The sequence below is a fragment of the Microbacterium sp. zg-Y818 genome (assembly GCF_030246905.1).
In the GTDB taxonomy this organism is placed as follows: Bacteria; Actinomycetota; Actinomycetes; order Actinomycetales; family Microbacteriaceae; genus Microbacterium.
Genome location: NZ_CP126741.1, coordinates 570517 through 589443, shown reverse-complemented (window position 1 = coordinate 589443; position 18927 = coordinate 570517). Strand labels below are relative to the sequence as shown.

Annotated in this window: 14 protein-coding genes; 9 read left to right on the top strand and 5 right to left on the bottom strand. The window is 70.8% G+C overall.

Annotated elements, in window-relative coordinates; genetic code table 11:
• Positions 1-52: 52 nt before the first annotated feature.
• A complete protein-coding gene (locus tag QNO21_RS02575; protein ID WP_257519612.1) occupies positions 53-1942 on the bottom strand; it encodes a phosphoenolpyruvate carboxykinase (GTP) in 1890 nt (629 codons plus the stop codon).
• A 103-nt stretch (positions 1943-2045) separates the two neighbouring features.
• Between QNO21_RS02575 and QNO21_RS02570 the strand changes: the two genes are divergently transcribed.
• A complete protein-coding gene (locus QNO21_RS02570) occupies positions 2046-3488 on the top strand; it encodes an XRE family transcriptional regulator (RefSeq protein WP_257519613.1) in 1443 nt (480 codons plus the stop codon).
• Positions 3489-3503: 15 nt separating this feature from the next.
• Here QNO21_RS02570 and QNO21_RS02565 read toward each other — a convergent pair whose 3' ends face one another.
• Positions 3504-4586, bottom strand: coding sequence for a winged helix DNA-binding domain-containing protein (locus QNO21_RS02565; protein ID WP_257519614.1), 1083 nt, complete (start codon positions 4584-4586; stop codon positions 3504-3506).
• 40 nt (positions 4587-4626) lie between these two features.
• On the bottom strand, positions 4627-6099 hold the full coding sequence (locus tag QNO21_RS02560) for an NAD-dependent succinate-semialdehyde dehydrogenase (protein ID WP_257519615.1): 1473 nt from the start codon (positions 6097-6099) through the stop codon (positions 4627-4629).
• A 224-nt stretch (positions 6100-6323) separates the two neighbouring features.
• On the opposite strand from QNO21_RS02560, the gene QNO21_RS02555 reads away from it, so the two are divergent.
• Positions 6324-7973 (top strand): thiamine pyrophosphate-binding protein, encoded by a 1650-nt coding sequence (locus QNO21_RS02555; RefSeq protein WP_257519616.1) that lies wholly within the window; start codon positions 6324-6326, stop codon positions 7971-7973.
• Between the two features lie 139 nt (positions 7974-8112).
• On the opposite strand, the gene QNO21_RS02550 is transcribed toward QNO21_RS02555, so the two are convergent.
• On the bottom strand, positions 8113-9993 hold the full coding sequence (locus QNO21_RS02550; protein ID WP_257519617.1) for an FAD-binding monooxygenase: 1881 nt from the start codon (positions 9991-9993) through the stop codon (positions 8113-8115).
• Positions 9994-10129: 136 nt separating this feature from the next.
• Here QNO21_RS02550 and QNO21_RS02545 point away from each other — a divergent pair, with 136 nt between their 5' ends.
• Complete coding sequence (locus QNO21_RS02545) at positions 10130-10843, top strand: IclR family transcriptional regulator (RefSeq protein ID WP_257519618.1); 714 nt, start codon at positions 10130-10132, stop codon at positions 10841-10843.
• Positions 10844-10892: 49 nt separating this feature from the next.
• Here QNO21_RS02545 and QNO21_RS02540 read toward each other — a convergent pair whose 3' ends face one another.
• Positions 10893-12278, bottom strand: a complete 1386-nt coding sequence (locus tag QNO21_RS02540; protein WP_257515105.1) for an MFS transporter — start codon at positions 12276-12278, stop codon at positions 10893-10895.
• A gap of 111 nt (positions 12279-12389) precedes the next feature.
• On the opposite strand from QNO21_RS02540, the gene QNO21_RS02535 reads away from it, so the two are divergent.
• From QNO21_RS02535 to QNO21_RS02510, 6 genes are read left to right on the top strand one after another with little or no spacing between them, the layout of a single operon-like run.
• Entirely contained in the window at positions 12390-13865 is a 1476-nt protein-coding gene (locus tag QNO21_RS02535) for a fumarylacetoacetate hydrolase family protein (RefSeq protein ID WP_257519619.1), read from the top strand.
• A gap of 1 nt (position 13866) precedes the next feature.
• On the top strand, positions 13867-14541 hold the full coding sequence (locus QNO21_RS02530; protein WP_257515103.1) for a GntR family transcriptional regulator: 675 nt from the start codon (positions 13867-13869) through the stop codon (positions 14539-14541).
• 27 nt (positions 14542-14568) lie between these two features.
• On the top strand, positions 14569-16083 hold the full coding sequence (hpaE, locus tag QNO21_RS02525; protein ID WP_257519620.1) for a 5-carboxymethyl-2-hydroxymuconate semialdehyde dehydrogenase: 1515 nt from the start codon (positions 14569-14571) through the stop codon (positions 16081-16083).
• Between the two features lie 31 nt (positions 16084-16114).
• Entirely contained in the window at positions 16115-17251 is a 1137-nt protein-coding gene (hpaD, locus tag QNO21_RS02520; RefSeq protein WP_257515101.1) for a 3,4-dihydroxyphenylacetate 2,3-dioxygenase, read from the top strand.
• A 56-nt stretch (positions 17252-17307) separates the two neighbouring features.
• Positions 17308-18093, top strand: coding sequence for an FAA hydrolase family protein (locus QNO21_RS02515; protein WP_257519621.1), 786 nt, complete (start codon positions 17308-17310; stop codon positions 18091-18093).
• Positions 18078-18881, top strand: a complete 804-nt coding sequence (locus QNO21_RS02510) for an HpcH/HpaI aldolase family protein (RefSeq protein WP_257519622.1) — start codon at positions 18078-18080, stop codon at positions 18879-18881. The genes QNO21_RS02515 and QNO21_RS02510 overlap by 16 nt, the downstream gene beginning before the upstream one ends.
• Positions 18882-18927: the final 46 nt, after the last annotated feature.

Here is an 18927-nt window from a genome sequence, read left to right as displayed (position 1 = left end):
GAACGGATGCCGCGACCCCCAGGGCCGCGGCATCCGTTCTGTGACCTGCTGTTCAGCCCCGCTGGGCGACCTTCAGCCGGTAGCGCAGAGCCGCGAGCTCGGCGTACAGGGTGGCGGGCACCCGTCCGTCGAAGGTGCCGTAGAACTCCTCGGTGAGGTCCGCCTCCTGCAGCCACAGTGCGGGGTCGATCGCGAAGAGCTCGTCGAGGTCCTGCGGCGAGACGTCGACGCCGTCGAGGTTGAGGTCCTCGATGCGCGGGAGCCGTCCGATGGGGCTGTCGACGGCCGGCACCGTGCCCTGCACGCGACGGACGATCCAGTCGATCACGCGGGAGTTGTCACCGAAGCCCGGCCACAGGAAGCGGCCGTCGGCGCCCTTGCGGAACCAGTTGACCTGGAAGATGCGCGGCGCCCGGTCGAATCGCACCTGCTGACCGACCTTGAGCCAGTGCGCGAAGTAGTCGGCCATGTTGTAGCCGCAGAAGGGCAGCATCGCGAAGGGGTCGCGACGGAGCTCTCCGACGGTCCCCTCGGCGGCCGCGGTGCGCTCGGACGAGATGTTGGACCCCAGGAACACTCCGTGTGCCCAATCGGTGGCCTCGACCACGAGCGGCACGTTCGTCGCCCGCCGGCCGCCGAAGAGGATGGCATCCAGCGGCACGCCCTCGGGAGCGTCCCAGTCCGCGGCGATCTGCGGGCACTGGGCCGCGGCGACCGTGAAGCGGGAGTTGGGGTGCGCCGCCGGGCGGCCGCTGTCGGGGGTCCAGGGATTCCCCTCCCAGTCGGTCAGGTGAGCGGGCGCCTCATCGGTGAGCCCTTCCCACCACACGTCGCCGTCGGGACGCAGCGCGACGTTGGTGAAGATCGTGTTGCCCCACAGGGTCTCCACCGCGGTGACGTTCGTCGACTCACCCGTGCCGGGGGCGACGCCGAAGAAGCCCGCCTCGGGGTTGATGGCCCACAGGCGCCCGTCCTCGCCGGGGCGGATCCAGGTGATGTCGTCGCCCAGGGTCTCGACCCGGTAACCGGGGAGGGTGGGGCGGAGCATGGCGAGGTTCGTCTTGCCGCACGCCGACGGGAAGGCCGCGGCGATGTGGAACGCTTTGCCCTTCGGGTCGATCACCCGGATGAGCAGCATGTGCTCGGCGAGCCACCCCTCGTTGCGGCCGATCACCGAGGCGATGCGCAGCGCGAAGCACTTCTTCGCCAGGATCGCGTTGCCGCCGTAGCCGGAGCCGTACGACCAGACCTCGAGGGTGTCGGGGAAATGCACGATGTACTTGTCGTCGTTGCAGGGCCAGGCGACGTCCTGCTCGCCCGGGGCCAGGGGCGCACCGACCGAGTGCACCGTCTTCACCCAGTGCTTGCCGGCGGCGATCTCGTCGACGACACTCCGGCCGACCTTGGTCATGATGCCGATGGATGCCACGGCGTAGGCACTGTCGGTGATCTGCACGCCGATGTGCGACAGGGGCCCGCCGACGGCGCCCATCGAGAAGGGCACGACGTACATCGTGCGTCCGCGCATCGAGCCGGCGAACAGCGGCGTGATCGTGGCGCGGATCTCGTCGGGGGCGACCCAGTTGTTGGTGGGTCCGGCGTCTTCCTCGCGCTCGGAGGCGATGAAGGTGCGCCCCTCGGTGCGCGCGACGTCGCTCGGGTGCGAGCGCGCCAGGTAGGAGCCCGGCCGCCACTCGGGGTTCAGCTTGATCAGCTTTCCCTCGGCGACCATCTCGTGCAGGAGCGCGTCGTTCTCGGCCGCCGACCCGTCCACCCAGTGGATGCGGTCGGGCTGCGTGAGTGCGGCGATCTCGTCCACCCATGCGAAGAGGGCTTCGGCCGCCTCACCGCTGAGGGCGGGGCGCTTGCCGTTCGGTACCGCTGTGGGCACCCGGCGCACCGCGGTCGTGGCGGGGCGGGCGAAGATGTCTGCGAGTGCCATGGTCTCTCCTTCTGCGGCGATACCTTCAGGATGCCGGGGTGCGGCGCACTCTTACAGCGACTCGGGCACGCAAGAATCGCGATTCTTTCGCTAGCATCAAGGAATGCCCCCATCCTCCCTGGAACTGACGACGCTCGGTCACCGGATCCGTCACCACCGCCTCACGCGCGGCTTCACCCTCGATGAGCTGGGGGCGCTCGTGGGCGTGGCGGGCAGCCAGCTGAGCCTGATCGAGAACGGCAAGCGCGAGCCCAAGCTGTCCCTGCTGCAGGCCATCGCCGAGGCCACAGGGACCGAGGTCGCCGAGCTGCTGTCAGCAGAGCCGCCGAACCGGCGCGCCGCGCTCGAGATCGAACTCGACCGCGCGCAGGCGAGCACGGTGTTCCGTCGTCTCGGTGTGCCGCCGGTGAAGGTCACCAAGGGCACGCCGGACGAGACCCTCGAGTCGCTCCTGGGCCTGCACCGCGAGCTGCAGCGGCGGGAGCGCGAGGCCATCGCGACGCCCGAAGAGGCACGGCGCGCGAACACTGAGCTGCGGCTGGCGATGCGGGAGCAGGCGAACCATCTGCCTGAGATCGAGGCCCTGGCCGAGAAGCAGCTGAAGGCCGCCGGTCACGTCGCGGGGGCGCTCACCCACCGGACGGTGAGCATCATGGCATCCCAGCTGGGGTTCGAGCTCATCTACGCCGGAGACCTGCCGAGCTCGGTCCGGTCGGTGACCGATCTTGAGAACGGGCGCATCTACCTCCCCCCGGCATCCATCCCCGGCGGCCACGGACTGCGCTCGATGGCGCTGCAGGCCATGGCCCACCGACTGCTCGGCCACCGTCAGCCCACCGATTACGCGGACTTCCTGCAGCAGCGGCTGGAGATCAACTACTACGCAGCCTGCTGCCTCATGCCCCAGGCGGCATCCGTCGCCTTCCTGCAGCAGGCCAAGCGTGACCGCAACCTCGCCGTCGAGGACTTCCGCGACGCGTTCGGCGTCACCCACGAAGCCGCCGGCATGCGCATGACCAACCTGCTGACCACCCACCTCGACATTGCGCTGCACTTCCTGCGCGTGGATGGGAACGGCGCCATCTCACGCGTGTACGAGAACGACGGGCTTCCGCTGCCGATGGATGTGACGGGGGCCGTCGAGGGGCAGGTGGTGTGCCGCCGGTTCCTGGCGCGATCGGCGTTCGAGGAGCAGAACCGCACCACCGAGCACTATCAGTACACCGACACACCGGCCGGGACCTTCTGGTGTTCGACGCAGACCGGCACCACGTCCGACGGGGAGTTCTCGATCACCGTCGGGGTGCCCTTCGACGACGCTCGGTGGTTCCGCGGCCGCGAGACGCCCAAGCGGGTGTCGTCGTCGTGTCCTGACGAGGCCTGCTGCCGACGCCCGCCGGCTGACGTCGCCGCGCGCTGGGAGGGCAAGGCGTGGCCGAGCGCCCGCGTGCACATGCAGATGTTCTCGCCCTTGCCGCGGGGGGCCTTCCCGGGCGTCGACGACAACGAGGTGTACGACTTCCTCGAGCGGCACGCGCAGGGCTGAGCGCCGGCGCCCGCCTCAGCGGCCGAGGAAGTGTGAGAAGCGGGCCAACGCGGCGTCGACCTCGGGCGCCTCGACCCGATCGGGCGCCAGGACCCGCGCCACCGGGAGCCGGGCTTGCCGGCTGGCCGCCACCGACGTCGACCACACCCCCACGACCTCCCCTTCGGCGACGAGGATGGGCTTGACGATGCCGTTCTTGGCCGGCCCGACCTCTCCGAGCAACGGGGCGGGGCAGGCCACGGTGCGATCCGCGTAGGAGATATAGGACTCCTCGAACGGCGGGAGCGCCAGGATGCGGGGCGCTGACAGCAGACGCCGCGGGGCGCGGGAGCGGCTGAGGTACAGCTGTTCGCCCGCACGCTCGGCTACCACTTCGACGTCCTCGGCTGCGGCATCGGCGGCCCGACGCGCGACGCCCAGGGGAAGACCAGACCACCAGGTGAAGTCGCGCGGCCCGGCCGGACCGTGCGAGGCGACGAACCGACGGAAGAACTCCGCCAGCGGCTCGGCCGGCGCCACCTGATCGGGCGCCCACTCCTCCACCAGCACGAAACGCTGCTCCCGCGTCGGCAGTCCCTCGCGCGCGACGACGGGCCCTTGGCAGATCACCAGCCGCGTCGAGAGCACGACGAGCAGGTGGTAACCCCGCTGCCCGGCCGTCGACACGCCCGCCGCTTCGAGCACGGCGAAGATCTCGGCGCGCGTGAGCCGTCCGCCGCCGCGGAGCGCCGCGCGGACGGCGCGCTCCGCCCGCAGCGCCTCGGCGTCGTCTATGCCCTCGGACCGGTGCACCCCAGCCGCCTGCTGGCGCTGACGTGGGCCGGTGACCGCCAGCACCCAGCCGAGGTCCCGCGCGGGCACGATGTGGATCGTGCCGCGCATGGTCCACGTGCGCACGATCTCGCCGCGGTCGAAGGCGGCGTCGACGTCGCTCAGGGCCGGCGCGCCGCGGGTGCGGGCGGCCAGCGCCCACCGGCCTCCGCAGAACTCCTGGGCCTGCACGGCGAGCATGTGGGATGCCGCATCGGCGACGCTGGCCGCCGGCGCGCTCAGTCGGTGCGAACGCAGGCGCTCGCGGCGGAGGGTGGCGGCATCCATGGCCCCATCATGGGGGATGCCGCCTTGAGGAGTTGGGGCCTCAGCCGAACGGGTTCGCCGTGAGGGTGTACTTCGTCTGCAGGTACTCGTGGATGCCCTCGGCGCCGCCCTCGCGTCCGAGGCCCGACATCTTCCAGCCGCCGAAGGGCGCCGCCGCGTTGGAGACCACGCCGACATTGAGCCCCATCATCCCGGTCTGCAGGCGCTCGATCATGCGCTGCCCCCGGCTGAGGCTCTCGGTGTAGACGTACGACACCAGCCCGTACTCGGTGTCGTTGGCGATGCGCACGGCGTCGTCCTCGTCGTCGAACGGGACGATCGCCAGCACCGGACCGAAGATCTCTTCGCGCAGGATGTCGCTTCCGGCGGGCACGTCGCTGAGCACGGTCGCGGCGAAGAACGAGCCGGGCCGATCGATGGGCTCGCCGCCGGCGCGCAGCGTCGCGCCGCGTTCGACCGCGTCGGCCACCAGCTCGCCGGTCTTGGCCACGGCCTTGTCGTCGATGAGCGGGCCGATGACGACCCCCTCCTCGGTGCCGCGGCCCACACGGAACGACTCGACGCGCTCGGTGACGCGGCGCGCGAACTCGTCGACCACACCGCGGTGCACGATGAAGCGGTTGGCGGCGGTGCAGGCCTGGCCGATGTTGCGGAACTTCGCCGCGATCGCCCCGTCGACGGCCTTGTCGAGGTCGGCGTCGTCGAAGACGATGAACGGGGCGTTGCCGCCGAGTTCCATGGACGTGCGGAGCACCCCCTTCGCCGCCTTCTCCAGCAGCGAGACGCCCACCGGGGTGGAGCCGGTGAACGAGAGCTTGCGCAGGCGCGGGTCGGCGATGATCGCGTCCGACAGCGGACCCGAGGATCGCGTCGTGACGACGTTGACGACGCCGGCGGGAAGCCCCGCGTCCTCCAGCAGCTTCGCGAAGGCGAGGGTGGTCAGGGGCGTCAGCGCGGCGGGCTTGACGACCACGGTGCAGCCGGCGGCGAGCGCGGGCGCGATCTTGCGGGTCGCCATCGCGAGCGGGAAGTTCCACGGCGTGATGAGGAAGCACGGTCCGACGGGGTGCTGCGTGACGATCATGCGGCCGGTGCCCTCGGGGTTCGCCCCGTAACGGCCGTTCGCGCGCACCGCCTCCTCGCTGAACCACCGCAGGAACTCGCCACCGTAGGCGACTTCACCGCGCGCCTCGGCGAGGGGCTTTCCCATCTCGAGGGTCATCAGAAGCGCGAAGTCCTCCTTCCGCTCCTGCAGCAGGTCAAAGGCCCGGCGGAGGATCTCCGCCCGCTCACGGGCGGGGGTCGCCGCCCAGGCCGGGAACGCCGCGTCAGCGGCATCCAAGGCGGCCACACCGTCGGCGACCGAGGCGCTGGCGATGGTCTTCACCACATTGCCGGTGGCGGGGTCGACGACGTCGAGCGTGCCGCCGTCCGATGCCGCACGCCAGGCCCCGTCGATGAACAGGCCCTCTGGAACGGAGGCCAGCAGCTCGGTTTCGCGGTCGTCAGTCATTAGGACTCCTTCGTCGTCGGATGCCGCACACACACGTCCCCATGATCGTATACGATCCCCGCGCAAATGACCCTATACTCGGTGACGTCCGGCGGCCGTGCGCCGCCGGTGCCCGAAAAAGGGGCACGCAGCCACCCGGAAGCCCGCGACCGACGACGGTCGCGGGCGGGCGGGCCAGACACATACGGCATCCGATCACCGTCCCTGTACCTGGAGCACCACCCATGCCCTCCGTCTCCGCGCACGTCGCCGTCACTCTCGCCGCCCACATCGATCACGTCTTCGGGTTGATGGGCAACGGCAACGCCTGGTTCCTCGACGCCATCGTTCGCGACACCGACGCCTCGTTCACTGCCGTCCGTCACGAGGCGGGCGCCGTCGTCGCCGCCGACGCCTACCACCGCGCCTCGGGGCGCCTGGCCGCCGCGACCGCGACGTACGGCGCCGGGTTCACCAACACCCTCACCGCACTGGCCGAGGCCGTTCAGGCGCACGTGCCGCTGGTGCTCGTCGTCGGCGACGAGCCCACCTCTGGGCCGCGCCCCTGGGACGTCGACCAGATCGCGCTGGCGGCGGCCGTCGGCGCCCGCACATACACCGTGGGTCGGACGGATGCCGCCGCGACCACCGTCATCGCCATCGAGCACGCCCTGACCTACCGGGTGCCGACGGTGCTGGCGATCCCTTACGACGTGGCCACCCGTGAGGCGGGGCCGATCCCGACGGCGCCGGAGCCGGTGCTGCCGGCGCCCCTGCAGCCTGGACCCTTCGCCCGCGCCGCCGTGGACGACCTCGCCCGCGCGCTGGCCGGCGCCCGCCGCCCGCTGCTGCTGGCCGGCCGCGGCGCGTGGGTCTCGGGCGCCGGCGCGGCACTCGGTCGCCTCGCCGACGCCACCGGTGCGGTGACGGCGACGACCGCGCTCGGGCGGGGCGTCTTCCCCCGCCCGGAATACGACCTCGGCGTCACCGGCGGATTCGGGGCCGAGGGCGCGATGGAGCTTGTGCGCGACGCCGACGTCGCAGTGGTGTTCGGGGCGTCGCTGAACCAGTTCACGATGCGCTTCGGCGACCTGTTCGCACCGGGCACCCGCGTCGTCCAGGTCGACACCGCACCCGCGGCGACCCACCCGCACGTCGGCGGGTTCATCCGCGGCGACGCCGCTGTGGTGGCCGATGCCCTCGCCACCGCTGTGACGGGGCTCGGCGCCGCACCGTCCGGCTGGCGAGAGAGCGTCGACATCGCCGCGCTGCGCACCCAGCGGGCCGGCGAGGAGTTCGCCGCCGACGGCCGCCTCGACCCCCGCGCGGCGGCTGCGCGCATCGGCGAGCTGCTGCCGGAGAACCGCGTCGTGGTCTCGGACGGCGGGCACTTCATCGGCTGGGCGAACATGTACTGGCCGGTTGCGTCGCCCGACCGCATGATGATGATCGGCACCGCCTTCCAGTCGATCGGTCTGGGCTTTCCGAGCGTGCCCGGCGCGGCGCTGGCGCAGCCGGATGCCACGGTGGTGCTCACCACCGGCGACGGCGGCGGCCTCATGGCGCTGGCCGACCTCGAGTCCGCGGTGCGCGTCGCCGGTGGGCGGGGGCTCGCGGTGGTGTGGAACGACGGCGCGTACGGCGCCGAGGTGAACCTGTACGGCCTGAAAGGCGTCGCCCGCGGCCCGATGATGATCCCCGACGTGGACTTCGCCGGCCTCGCATCCGCCGTCGGTGCGCGCGGTGTGGTCGTGCGCAAGCTGGCCGACCTGGAGGCGCTGGCGGAATGGGCGGCCCAGCCGGCATCCGAGCGCCCCTATCTGCTGCTGGACCTGCGCATCTCGTCGTCGGTCATCGCCCCGTACCAGCAGGAGATCATCCGCGTGAACTCCTGACGGGGCGGAGCTCTCCCGTCGCGGGTGCGCCGATATGCGGGGATCCGCCGAAACGAGGACGGACTCGCCGCCGACATCCGCATTCCGGCAGATCCCCTTGTTTCGGCAACGCCAACGGCGCCGACGAAAGCCGCCCGGGTCAGGCCGGGACGGCCGCCGGCTCCCGCATGTGCTGCGCGAAGAAGTCCGCCAGCTCCTGGCGGTCACTCAGCGGCAGCACGTGCGCGACGTACTGGTCCGGCCGCACCACCACGACCGCGCCGCCGCGGTCGATGCCGCGCCGCTCGAAGATGTCGTCGTCGCCGCGGGCGGCGTAGATCTTCTCGTAGTCGATCAGCCCGAAAGGCCCCACCCGCGGCAGGAACACCGCCGGGATGTCCGCCATCTCCACCTCGGAGTGGTCCTGCTGGTAGACGGCCTTCACGTCGAACACGGCGTCGAGGTCGGCCTCGGCCGGGGTGAAGCGCACGACCGGCGAGTCGGATGCCGTCGCCAGCCAGTCCGCCCACGCCCGCAGGGCCGAGGCGTCGCGGTCGGCGAAGGCGTAGATGCGCCAGCGGCCGTCGGCCCGGGCGTGGTGGCCGAGGTGAGCGGGCACCGCGTCGCCGATGCGCACCACCGGCGCCGAGGTGAACCGCTTGCCCACGGGGAAGCCCGTGGCGAGGTCCTGGTGGGTCGCCTCGCCGACGATCATCGACGGCCGGTACTGCGTCATGAACCCGGCGGGGAATTCCGCCGTGGCCGTGTAGAACTCGGCGAGCTCCTCGGGGCTGTCGAACTCCTCGGGCTTCTTGGCCATGAGGCTCGACCACTCCTTGTCGAAGTCGATGAGGTTCTGCGCGATCTCCTGCCTCTCGGCGGAGTACGTCGACAGGAGGGCCTCGGGCGCCCGGCCGGTGAGCACCGAGCCGAGCTTCCAGCCGAGGTTGAACCCGTCCTGCATCGACACGTTCATGCCCTGGCCCGCCTTGGCGCTGTGCGTGTGGCAGGCGTCGCCGCAGATGAACACGTGCGGGGTGCCGTCCTGTCCGGGATCGATGTCGTCGAACTTGTCGGTCACGCGGTGCCCGACCTCGTACACCGACCACCAGGCGACGTCCTTCACCTCGAGCGTGTACTGCCCGAGGATCGCGTTGGCCTTGGCGATGATCGTCTCCAGCGGGGTCGTGCGCACCTTGCCGTTGTCACCTTCGGGCACCTCGCCCAGGTCGACGTACATGCGGAAGAGGTGTCCGCCCTCGCGGGGGATGTGCAGGATGCTGCCGTGCTCGGACTGAATGGCGCACTTGATGCGGATGTCGGGGAAGTCGGTGACGGCCAGCACGTCCATGACGCCCCACGCGTGCCGGGACTGGTCGCCGATGTGCCGGCGTCCGATGGCCTGGCGCACCTTGCTGCGCGCGCCGTCGCAGCCGACGACGTACCGTGCGCGCACCGTGCGCTGCTCGCCGGCGTCGGGCCCGTCGGTGCGCTCCAGGGTGACGGTGACCGGGCGCTCCCCCTCGCCGACCTCGAGCGAGACGAACTCCCAGCCGTAGTCGGGGGTGATCCGCCCCGGCGAGGTCGCGGCGACCTCTCCGAAGTAGTCCAGCACACGGGCCTGGTTGACGATGAGGTGCGGGAACTCGCTGATGCCATGCGGGTCGTCGTCGGCGCGCGCGGTGCGGACGATCCGAGAGCGGTCGGCGGTGTCCGGCGCCCAGAAGTTCATCTCGCTGATGCGATAGGCCTCGGCGGTGATGCGCTCGGCGAAGCCGAAGGCCTGGAACGTCTCGACGCTGCGCGCCTGGATGCCGTCGGCCTGCCCGATCGCGAGGCGGCCGGGACGGCGCTCGACGATGCGGGTCGTCACGGACGGGTACTGAGCCAGCTGTGCGGCCAGCAGCATGCCGGCCGGCCCTGAGCCGACGATGAGCACGTCCATCTCGTCGGGAAGCTCGGCGGGCCGGTCGAGGCCCGTTCCCGCCGCGGGCTGCACGCGCGGGTCGGTGGAGACATAGCCGTGGTGGTGGAACTGCATCGTCGTCGATTCCTTCCTCGGACGCGACGTCATGCGTTGACGCCGTCGTCATCGTGTTCTATATTCGAACACGTCGTTCTACTATTGAACAGATCGTATACGACCGGATGCCGCTCGGCAAGCTCCGGCGGAGAGGATGCCCGTGCCCGAGTCCCCCGCATCGCAGACCCTGAGCCGCGGCATCCGCATTCTGGAAGTGCTCGCAGACGCCTCGGAGCCGCTCACGATCGACGAGGTCGCAGCGCGCCTGGAGGTGCACCGCTCGGTGGCCTACCGGCTGGTGCGCACCCTGGAGGACCACGGCTTGGTCTCCCGCGACGCCTCCGGCCGGCTGACGCTCGGCGCGCGCCTGGCCGCCCTGGCCGCCGGCGTGGCCCACGACCTGCAGGCCGAGGCCCTCCCCGAGCTCACCGCGGTCGCCAACGAGCTCGGCATGACGTGCTTCCTCGCCGTGCTCGATCACGACCAGTGCGTCACGCTCGCCAGCGTCGAGCCGCGACATGCCGTGGCGTCGGTGGTGCAGCGCCCCGGGGCGCGGCATCCGATCACCGTCGGCGCGCCGAGCAAGGCGATCCTGTCGACCCTGGCTCCCGACCACTGGCCGGTGCCGCTGCCGCTGCCGGCGGCGCTCGTCGACCAGGTCACCGCCGCCGCCGAGCGCGGCTACGCCATCAGCGCCGACGAGGTGATCCCGACGGTGCGGTCGGTGGCCGTGCCGCTGCGACTGCGCGCGCCGGCCCGCCCCGCGGCGATCGCCGTCGTGCATGTGGGCGGCCAGGCCGACCCCGCAACCATCGCGCAGCGGTTGCAACGCTCGGCCGACGCGATCCGCGAGGCCCTGGACGGGTGACGACGGAGGGCCCGGATGCTGCGGCATCCGGGCCCTCCGCATCAGCGGGTCAGGCCCTCGACAGCCCGTAGATCGGGCTCTTGGCCTGCTCCTCCTCGTGGTCGGGTCCGAGGGGAATGCCGCTGCGGTCGCGCAGCAGCAACGTGGCCACCAGCCCGAGCAGGGTCATGCCGACGAGGTAGAAAGTCACGGCATCGGTCGACCCCGTCGCCTGCACGAGCGCCTGCGCGATCGTCGGAGCGAACGCACCACCGAGGATCGCGCCGATCGCGTACGAGATCGACACCCCCGAGAACCGGATGGATGCCGGGAACAGCTCGGCGTACAGCGCCGCCTGCGGCCCGTAGGTGAATCCGAGGCCGGCGGTCAGGAGCACGAGCCCCAGGGTGAGCAGCTCGATGCTGCCGGTGTTCACCAGCGGGAACAGGGCCAACACGCCCGCGAGCTGCAGCCCCCAGCCGACGAGGTACGTGTTGCGGCGGCCGATCTTGTCGCCCGCCCAGCCGGCGATCCAGGTGAAGACGAGCCACGACACGGCGGAGATCGTCACCGCGCCCAGCACGTCGGCGGTCTGCAGACCGACCGGACCCTCGGGGTCGGTCGCGTAGCGCTGGATGTAGCCACCGGTGGTCATGTAGCCGATGGCGTTGTTGCCGGCGAAGACGAGTGCAGCGATGATCACGAGCAGCGCGTGCTTGCGGAACAGCTGCACGATCGGCATGCGCGTCTGCTCCTTGCGCTCGGCGAGCTCGGTGAACACCGGGCTCTCCTCGACCTTCTTGCGCACGTAGTAGCCGATGAGGATCAGCACGAACGACAGCAGGAACGGAATGCGCCAGCCCCACTCGAGGAAGGCGTCCCCTGGAGCGATGACGGCCATGAGGCCGAGCATGCCGCTGGCCAGCAGCAGACCCAGCGGCACGCCGATCTGCGGCGAGGCACCGAACAGGCTGCGCTTGCCCTTGGGTGCGTGCTCGACGGCCATGAGCACCGCGCCGCCCCATTCGCCACCCGCGGAGATGCCCTGCAGGATGCGCAGGAAGATCAGCAGGGCGGGGGCGGCGATGCCGATCGCGGCATACGTCGGCAGCAGACCGACGAGAGTGGTCGCGACGCCCATCAGCATGAGGGTGAGCATCAGTACCAGGCGGCGACCGTACTTGTCACCGAGGTGCCCGGCGAGGAAGGCGCCGAGCGGGCGGAACAGGAAGCTGATGCCCACCGTGATGAAAGAGAGGATCTGCGCGAACTCCTCGCCGGCGGGGGCGAAGAACAGCTGGCCGAAGATCAGGCCCGCGGCGGAGGCGTAGAGGAAGAAGTCGTACCACTCGACGGTGGTACCGACGACCGTGGCGAAGACAACCCTCCTGCGGTCCTTCGCGACGGCGATCGTGCCGGTAGGGGTGAAGCCCGAGGTGGGCGTGGGGTGACTCATCGTTGTGACTCCCAGGGGGTGACGGCTCTGTCTTGTGTCGGGTCCTCCGGGGTTGCCGGCGGTGGCATGATCATATACGATTTCGAATACGACGCAAGGGCGAGGGAGCTCATGACTATCGACACCACCACCGATCCCCGGTTCGCCGGCCTTCCCGGCCGCCCCGGCAAGATCATCGCCGTGCACCTGAGCTATGAATCGCGCGCCGCTCAGCGCGGGCGCCGCCCGGCCGCCCCGTCGTACTTCTTCAAGGCATCCAGTTCCGTCGCCGCATCCGGTGGCACGGTGGAGCGACCGCAGGGCACCGAGCTGCTGGCCTTCGAGGCCGAGATCGCGCTCGTCATCGGCACCACCGCCCGTCGCGTCCCCCTCGCCCGCGCCTGGGAGCACGTCGGCTGGGTCACCGCCGCCGACGACCTGGGCCTGTACGACCTGCGCGAGGCCGACAAGGGCTCGAATGTGCGCTCCAAGGGCGGCGACGGGTTCACCCCCATCGGCCGCGACCTCATCGACGCGCGCTCCGTCGACCCCACTGGACTGCGCGTGCGCGCCTGGGTCAACGGCGAGCTGCGGCAGGAGGGGACGACGGCCGATCTCATCTTCCCGCTGGCCCAGTTCGTCGCCGACCTGTCCCAGCACTTCACCCTGGAGCCGGGCGATGTCATCCTCACCGGCACGCCGGCGGGCTCGTCGGTCATCGAGCCGGGCGACGTCGTGGAGGTCGAGGTGGATGACCCCGAGTCCGGAGCCACCTCCGGCCGCCTCACCACGACCGTCGTCGCCGGACCCGCCGTGTCGTTCGACCCGGCGCTGGGCACGCTGCCTGCCGTCGACGACACCCAGCGCGAAGAGGCATGGGGCTCTCGCGAGGAAGCAGGGCTTGCCGCCCGCGGCCTCGACCCCGAACTGCGCGGCCAGCTCGAACGCATCCCCGTCGCCGCCCTGTCGCAGCAGCTGCGCAAGCGCGGCCTGAACAACGTGACCGTCGACGGCGTGCGTCCCACCCACCCCGACCGCAAGCTCATCGGCACCGCCAAGACACTGCGCTTCGTCCCGGGCCGCGAAGACCTCTTCGCCGCGCACGGCGGCGGGTACAACGCGCAGAAGCGGGCGTTCGACGCCGTCGCCGAGGGCGAAGTCATCGTCATCGAGGCGCGCGGCGAAGCGGGGTCCGGGACCCTCGGCGACATCCTCGCGATCCGCGCGCACGCCCGCGGCGCGGCCGGCATCGTCACCGACGGCGGCGTCCGCGACGCCGAGGCGGTCGCGGCCGTCGGCATCCCGGTGTACTCCGCCGGCGCGCACCCCGCCGTCCTCGGCCGCAAGCACGTGCCGTGGGAGACCGACGTCGCCGTCGCCTGCGGCGGCACGACGGTGCTGCCCGGCGACATCATCGTCGGCGACGCCGACGGCGTGATCGTGCTCCCGCCCGCCATCGCGCAGGAGGTGGCCGACGCGGCGCTCGCGCAGGAGGACGAAGACGCCTGGGTCGCCACCCAGGTCGCCGCAGGGCACCCCATCGACGGGCTCTTCCCGATGAACGCGCAGTGGCGCGCCCGATACGACGCCGAGCGGACGGGCTCCTGACATGGATGCCGTCAGCAAGTCCCAGCGGGCCTACCAGTGGATCAAGGAGCGCATCGCCGGCCAGGAGTTCACCCCCGGCTACCGTCTCGTGCTCGGCTCCATCGCCAGTGAGCTCGACATGAGCGTCGTGCCGGTGCGCGAGGCCATTCGCCAGCTCGAAGCAGAAGGGCTGGTGACCTTCGAGCGCAACGTCGGCGCGCACGTGGCGATGGTCGACGACTCCCAGTACCGCTACAGCATGCAGGCGCTGAGCGTGCTGGAGGGCACGGCGACCGCGCTGGCATCCCGCGCCATCACCGAGTCCGACATCCGCGAGGCTCGCGCGGTCAACGAGCAGATGGTGAGGCGCCTGTCCGACTTCGAGCCGCGGGCATTCACCGCGCTGAACCAGCGCTTCCACGAGATCCTCTTCGCCAAGTGCGCCAACCCCCGCATGCTCGAACTCGTGCAGGCGGAGTGGGCGAGGCTCGGTCACCTGCGCGACTCGACCTTCACCTTCGTCCCCGGTCGCGCGCAGGAATCGGTGCGCGAGCACGAGGAGATCCTGCGTCTCATCGAGACCTCCGCCCCGCTGGGCGAGATCGAGCAGGCCGCCCGCCGGCACCGGGCGACGACCCTCGACGCCTACATGATCCACGAGCACCCCGACGAGACCCTGCGTCTCCCGGCGTTCTGACCTTTCCGACGACCTGGAGGAACCGACATGACCGACGCACCCGCGCTGGACCGGCGCCACGTCCCCGCCGATCTGCCCGACCGCATCCGCCACTACATCGACGGGGCGTTCACCGACTCCGTCGACGGCGACACCTTCGACGTGCTCGAGCCGGTCTCCAACGAGGTCTACGTCACGGCCGCCGCCGGCAAGAAGGCCGACATCGACCTGGCCGTCACCGCCGCCCGGCGCGCGTTCACCGAGGGCCCGTGGCCCAAGATGCTCCCCCGCGAGCGCTCGCGGGTGCTCCACCGCATCGCCGACCTCGTGGAGGCGCGCGATGCCCGGCTGGCGGAGCTGGAATCCTTCGACTCCGGCCTGCCGATCACGCAGGCCCTCGGCCAGGCCCGCCGCGCCGCCGAGAACTTCCGCTTCTTCGCCGACCTGATCGTGGCGCAGTCCGACGACACCTTCAAGGTGCCGGGACGCCAGATCAACTACGTCAACCGCAAGCCGATCGGCGTGGCCGGGCTCATCACCCCGTGGAACACCCCGTTCATGCTTGAGTCGTGGAAGCTCGCCCCGGCGCTGGCCACCGGCAACACCGTCGTGCTCAAGCCCGCCGAGTTCACCCCGCTGTCGGCGTCGCTCTGGGCCGGCATCTTCGAGGAGGCGGGGCTCCCGCAGGGCGTGTTCAACCTCGTCAACGGCCTGGGCGAGGATGCCGGCGACGCACTGGTCAAGCACCCCGACGTGCCCCTCATCTCGTTCACGGGCGAGAGCCGCACCGGGCAGATCATCTTCGGCAACGCCGCGCCCTACCTCAAGGGCCTGTCGATGGAGCTCGGCGGCAAGTCGCCGGCGGTCGTCTTCGCCGACGCCGACCTCGACGCTGCGGTGGATGCCACGATCTTCGGCGTCTTCTCCCTCAACGGCGAGCGCTGCACCGCAGGCAGCCGCATCCTCGTGCAGCGCGAGATCTACGACGCGTTCGTCGAGCGCTACGCCGCCCAGGCCCGCCGCGTGAAGGTCGGCTACCCGCACGACCCGGCCACCGAGGTCGGAGCGCTCGTGCACCCCGAGCATTTCGAGAAAGTCATGGGCTACATCGAGATCGGCAAGACCGAGGGGCGCCTGGTCGCCGGCGGCGGCCAGCCGGAGGATTTCGCCTTCGGCAACTTCGTCGCCCCCACCGTCTTCGCCGACGTGGCGCCCGAGGCCCGCATCTTCCAGGAGGAGATCTTCGGACCCGTCGTCGCGATCACCCCGTTCGACACCGACGAGGAGGCGCTGGCGCTGGCCAACGACACCAAGTACGGCCTGGCCGCCTACGTGTGGACCAACGACCTCAAGCGCGCCCACAACTTCTCGCAGGCGGTAGACGCGGGGATGGTGTGGCTGAACTCCAACAACGTGCGGGACCTGCGGACGCCCTTCGGCGGCGTCAAGGCCTCCGGCCTCGGCCACGAGGGCGGCTACCGCTCGATCGACTTCTACACCGACCAGCAGGCCGTGCACATCACCCTCGGCGCGGTGCACAACCCCACCTTCGGCAAGAACTGACCCACTCCGCCCGGATAGCAAGGACGCTGACATGACCCACCGCGACGACATGACCCTGACCTCCTCGGGGTTCTACGTCTCCCAGGAAGCCCCCATCCACACCGACGACCCGGTGCCGACCCCGTCGGTTCCGGCCCCGGACATCCTGCGCTGCGCCTACATGGAGCTCGTGGTGACCGACCTCGCGGCATCCCGCGAGTTCTACGTCGACGTGCTCGGGCTGTACGTGACCGAGGAGGACGACGACGCGATCTACCTCCGCTCGACGGAGGAGTTCATCCACCACAACCTGGTGCTGCGCAAGGGCGACGTCGCCGCGGTCGCCGCGTTCTCGTACCGCGTGCGGTCGGCGGAGGACCTCGACAAGGCGGTCGCGTTCTACACCGAGCTCGGATGCCGCGTCGAGCGCCGCCCCGAGGGCTTCGTCAAGGGCATCGGCGACGCCGTGCGCGTGGAGGACCCGCTGGGCTTCCCCTACGAGTTCTTCTTCCAGACCGAGCACGTCGAGCGCCTCGCCTGGCGCTACGACCTGCACACCCCCGGTGAGCTGGTGCGCCTGGACCACTTCAACCAGGTGACCCCCGACGTCCCCCGTGCCGTGAAGTTCATGCAGGACCTCGGCTTCCGTGTGACGGAGGACATCCAGGACGACGAGGGCACCGTGTACGCCGCGTGGATGCGCCGCAAGCCGACCGTGCACGACACCGCCATGACCGGCGGCGACGGCCCCCGTATGCACCACGTGGCCTTCGCGACGCACGAGAAGCACAACATCCTCGCGATCTGCGACAAGCTCGGAGCCCTCCGCCGATCGGATGCCATCGAGCGCGGTCCCGGCCGCCACGGCGTCTCCAACGCGTTCTACCTGTACCTGCGCGACCCCGACGGGCACCGCGTGGAGATCTACACGCAGGACTACTACACCGGCGACCCCGACAACCCGGTCATCACCTGGGACGTGCACGACAACCAGCGCCGCGACTGGTGGGGGAACCCGGTCGTGCCGTCCTGGTACACCGAGGCCTCCCTCGTGCTCGACCTCGACGGCAATCCGCAGCCCGTGGTCGCGCGCACCGACAGCAGCGAGATGGCCGTGACGATCGGCGCCGACGGCTTCTCGTACACGCGCCCCGGCGACGGCGAACGCAAGCTGGGCCACCAGCTCTGACCCCCGGTCGGAACCACGTTTCGTCTCGTACGCTGACCAGACCGAAGGAGACACCGATGCTGCCCCCCGACACGATCGCGGCGATCGCCACCGAGCTGGCTGAGGCCGACCGCACCCACGGGGTGATCCGCCGCATCACCGCGCGCCACCCCGAGGCGACCGTCGAGGACTCCTACGCGATCCAGGGCGTGTGGCGCGACAAGAACCTCGCCGCCGGGCGCCGGCTGGTGGGGCGCAAGATCGGGCTCACCTCCAAGGCGATGCAGCAGGCCACGGGGATCTCGGAGCCCGACTACGGCGTCATGTTCGACGACACTGTCTACGCCGACGGCGCCGAGATCCCCGTCGACCACTTCTCGAACGTGCGCGTCGAGGTGGAACTGGCTTTCGTGCTCAAGGAGCCGCTCGAGGGCCCCGACTGCACCCTCGACGATGCGCTGCGCGCGATCGACTACGCGGTGCCCGCGTTGGAGATCCTCAACTCCCACATCGAGCTCGAGGGCCGCACGATCGTCGACACCATCGCCGACAACGCCGCCTACGGCGCCATGGTGCTCGGCAGCACCCGGAAGCGTCCGGACGAGATCGACCTGCGCTGGGTGCCGGGCGTACTCTCACGCAACAGCGAGATCGAGGAGACCGGGGTCGCCGCCGGCGTGCTCGGCCACCCGGCTGCGGGTGTGGCCTGGCTCGCGAACAAGCTGCACCAGCACGGCGCACGGCTCGAGGTCGGCGAGATCATCCTGGCGGGATCCTTCACCCGGCCCGTGTGGGTCGGGCGAGGCGACACCGTGAGCTGCGACTACGGACCGATGGGAGTCATCACATGCCACTTCGTCTGACACCGACGTTCCGTCATGATCTCGCCGCGGCATCCCGCCCTCTCGCCGGCATGTGGGTGTGCTCGGGGTCGCCGATGGTGGCGGAGATCTGCGCCGGGTCAGGGCTGGACTGGCTGCTCATCGACATGGAGCACTCGCCCAACGGGCTCGGATCGGTGCTCGCTCAGCTGCAGGCCGTGGCCGCGTATCCCATCACGCCGGTGGTGCGTGTGCCCAGCGGCGACCCCGTGACGATCAAGCAGGTGCTCGACCTCGGCGCGCAGAACCTTCTCGTGCCGATGGTGTCGAGCGCGGACGAGGCGCGGGCGGTCGTCGCCGCCGTCCGATACCCGCCCCGCGGAATGCGCGGGGTCGGGTCGGCGCTGGCCCGCTCCGCACGGTGGAACCGCGTGGACGACTATCTGAGCGACGCCGATGATCATGTGTCGCTCCTCGTCCAGGTCGAGACGGCGGCGGGAGTCGAAGCGGCCGCCGACATCGCCGGCGTGGATGGGGTCGACGGCGTCTTCGTCGGGCCGGCCGACCTGGCTGCCTCGATGGGTCTTCTGGGTCAGCAGTCGCATCCCGACGTCTCGGCGGCAGTCCGGCGCACCTTCGAGGCGGTGCGCGCGGCCGGCAAGCCCGTTGGCGTCAACGCGTTCGACCCCGCCGTGGCCGAGCGCCACCTCGACGCGGGCGCATCCTTCGTGGCGGTCGACGCCGACGTCGCGCTCCTCGCCCGCGGCTCGGAAGCCCTCAGCGCACGGTGGGCGCGACGTGAGCACGATGCCCCGCGTTCCGCGTACTGACCTCGCAAGATGAGAGTTCGATGAGAGCCCGCACGGACATCATTGC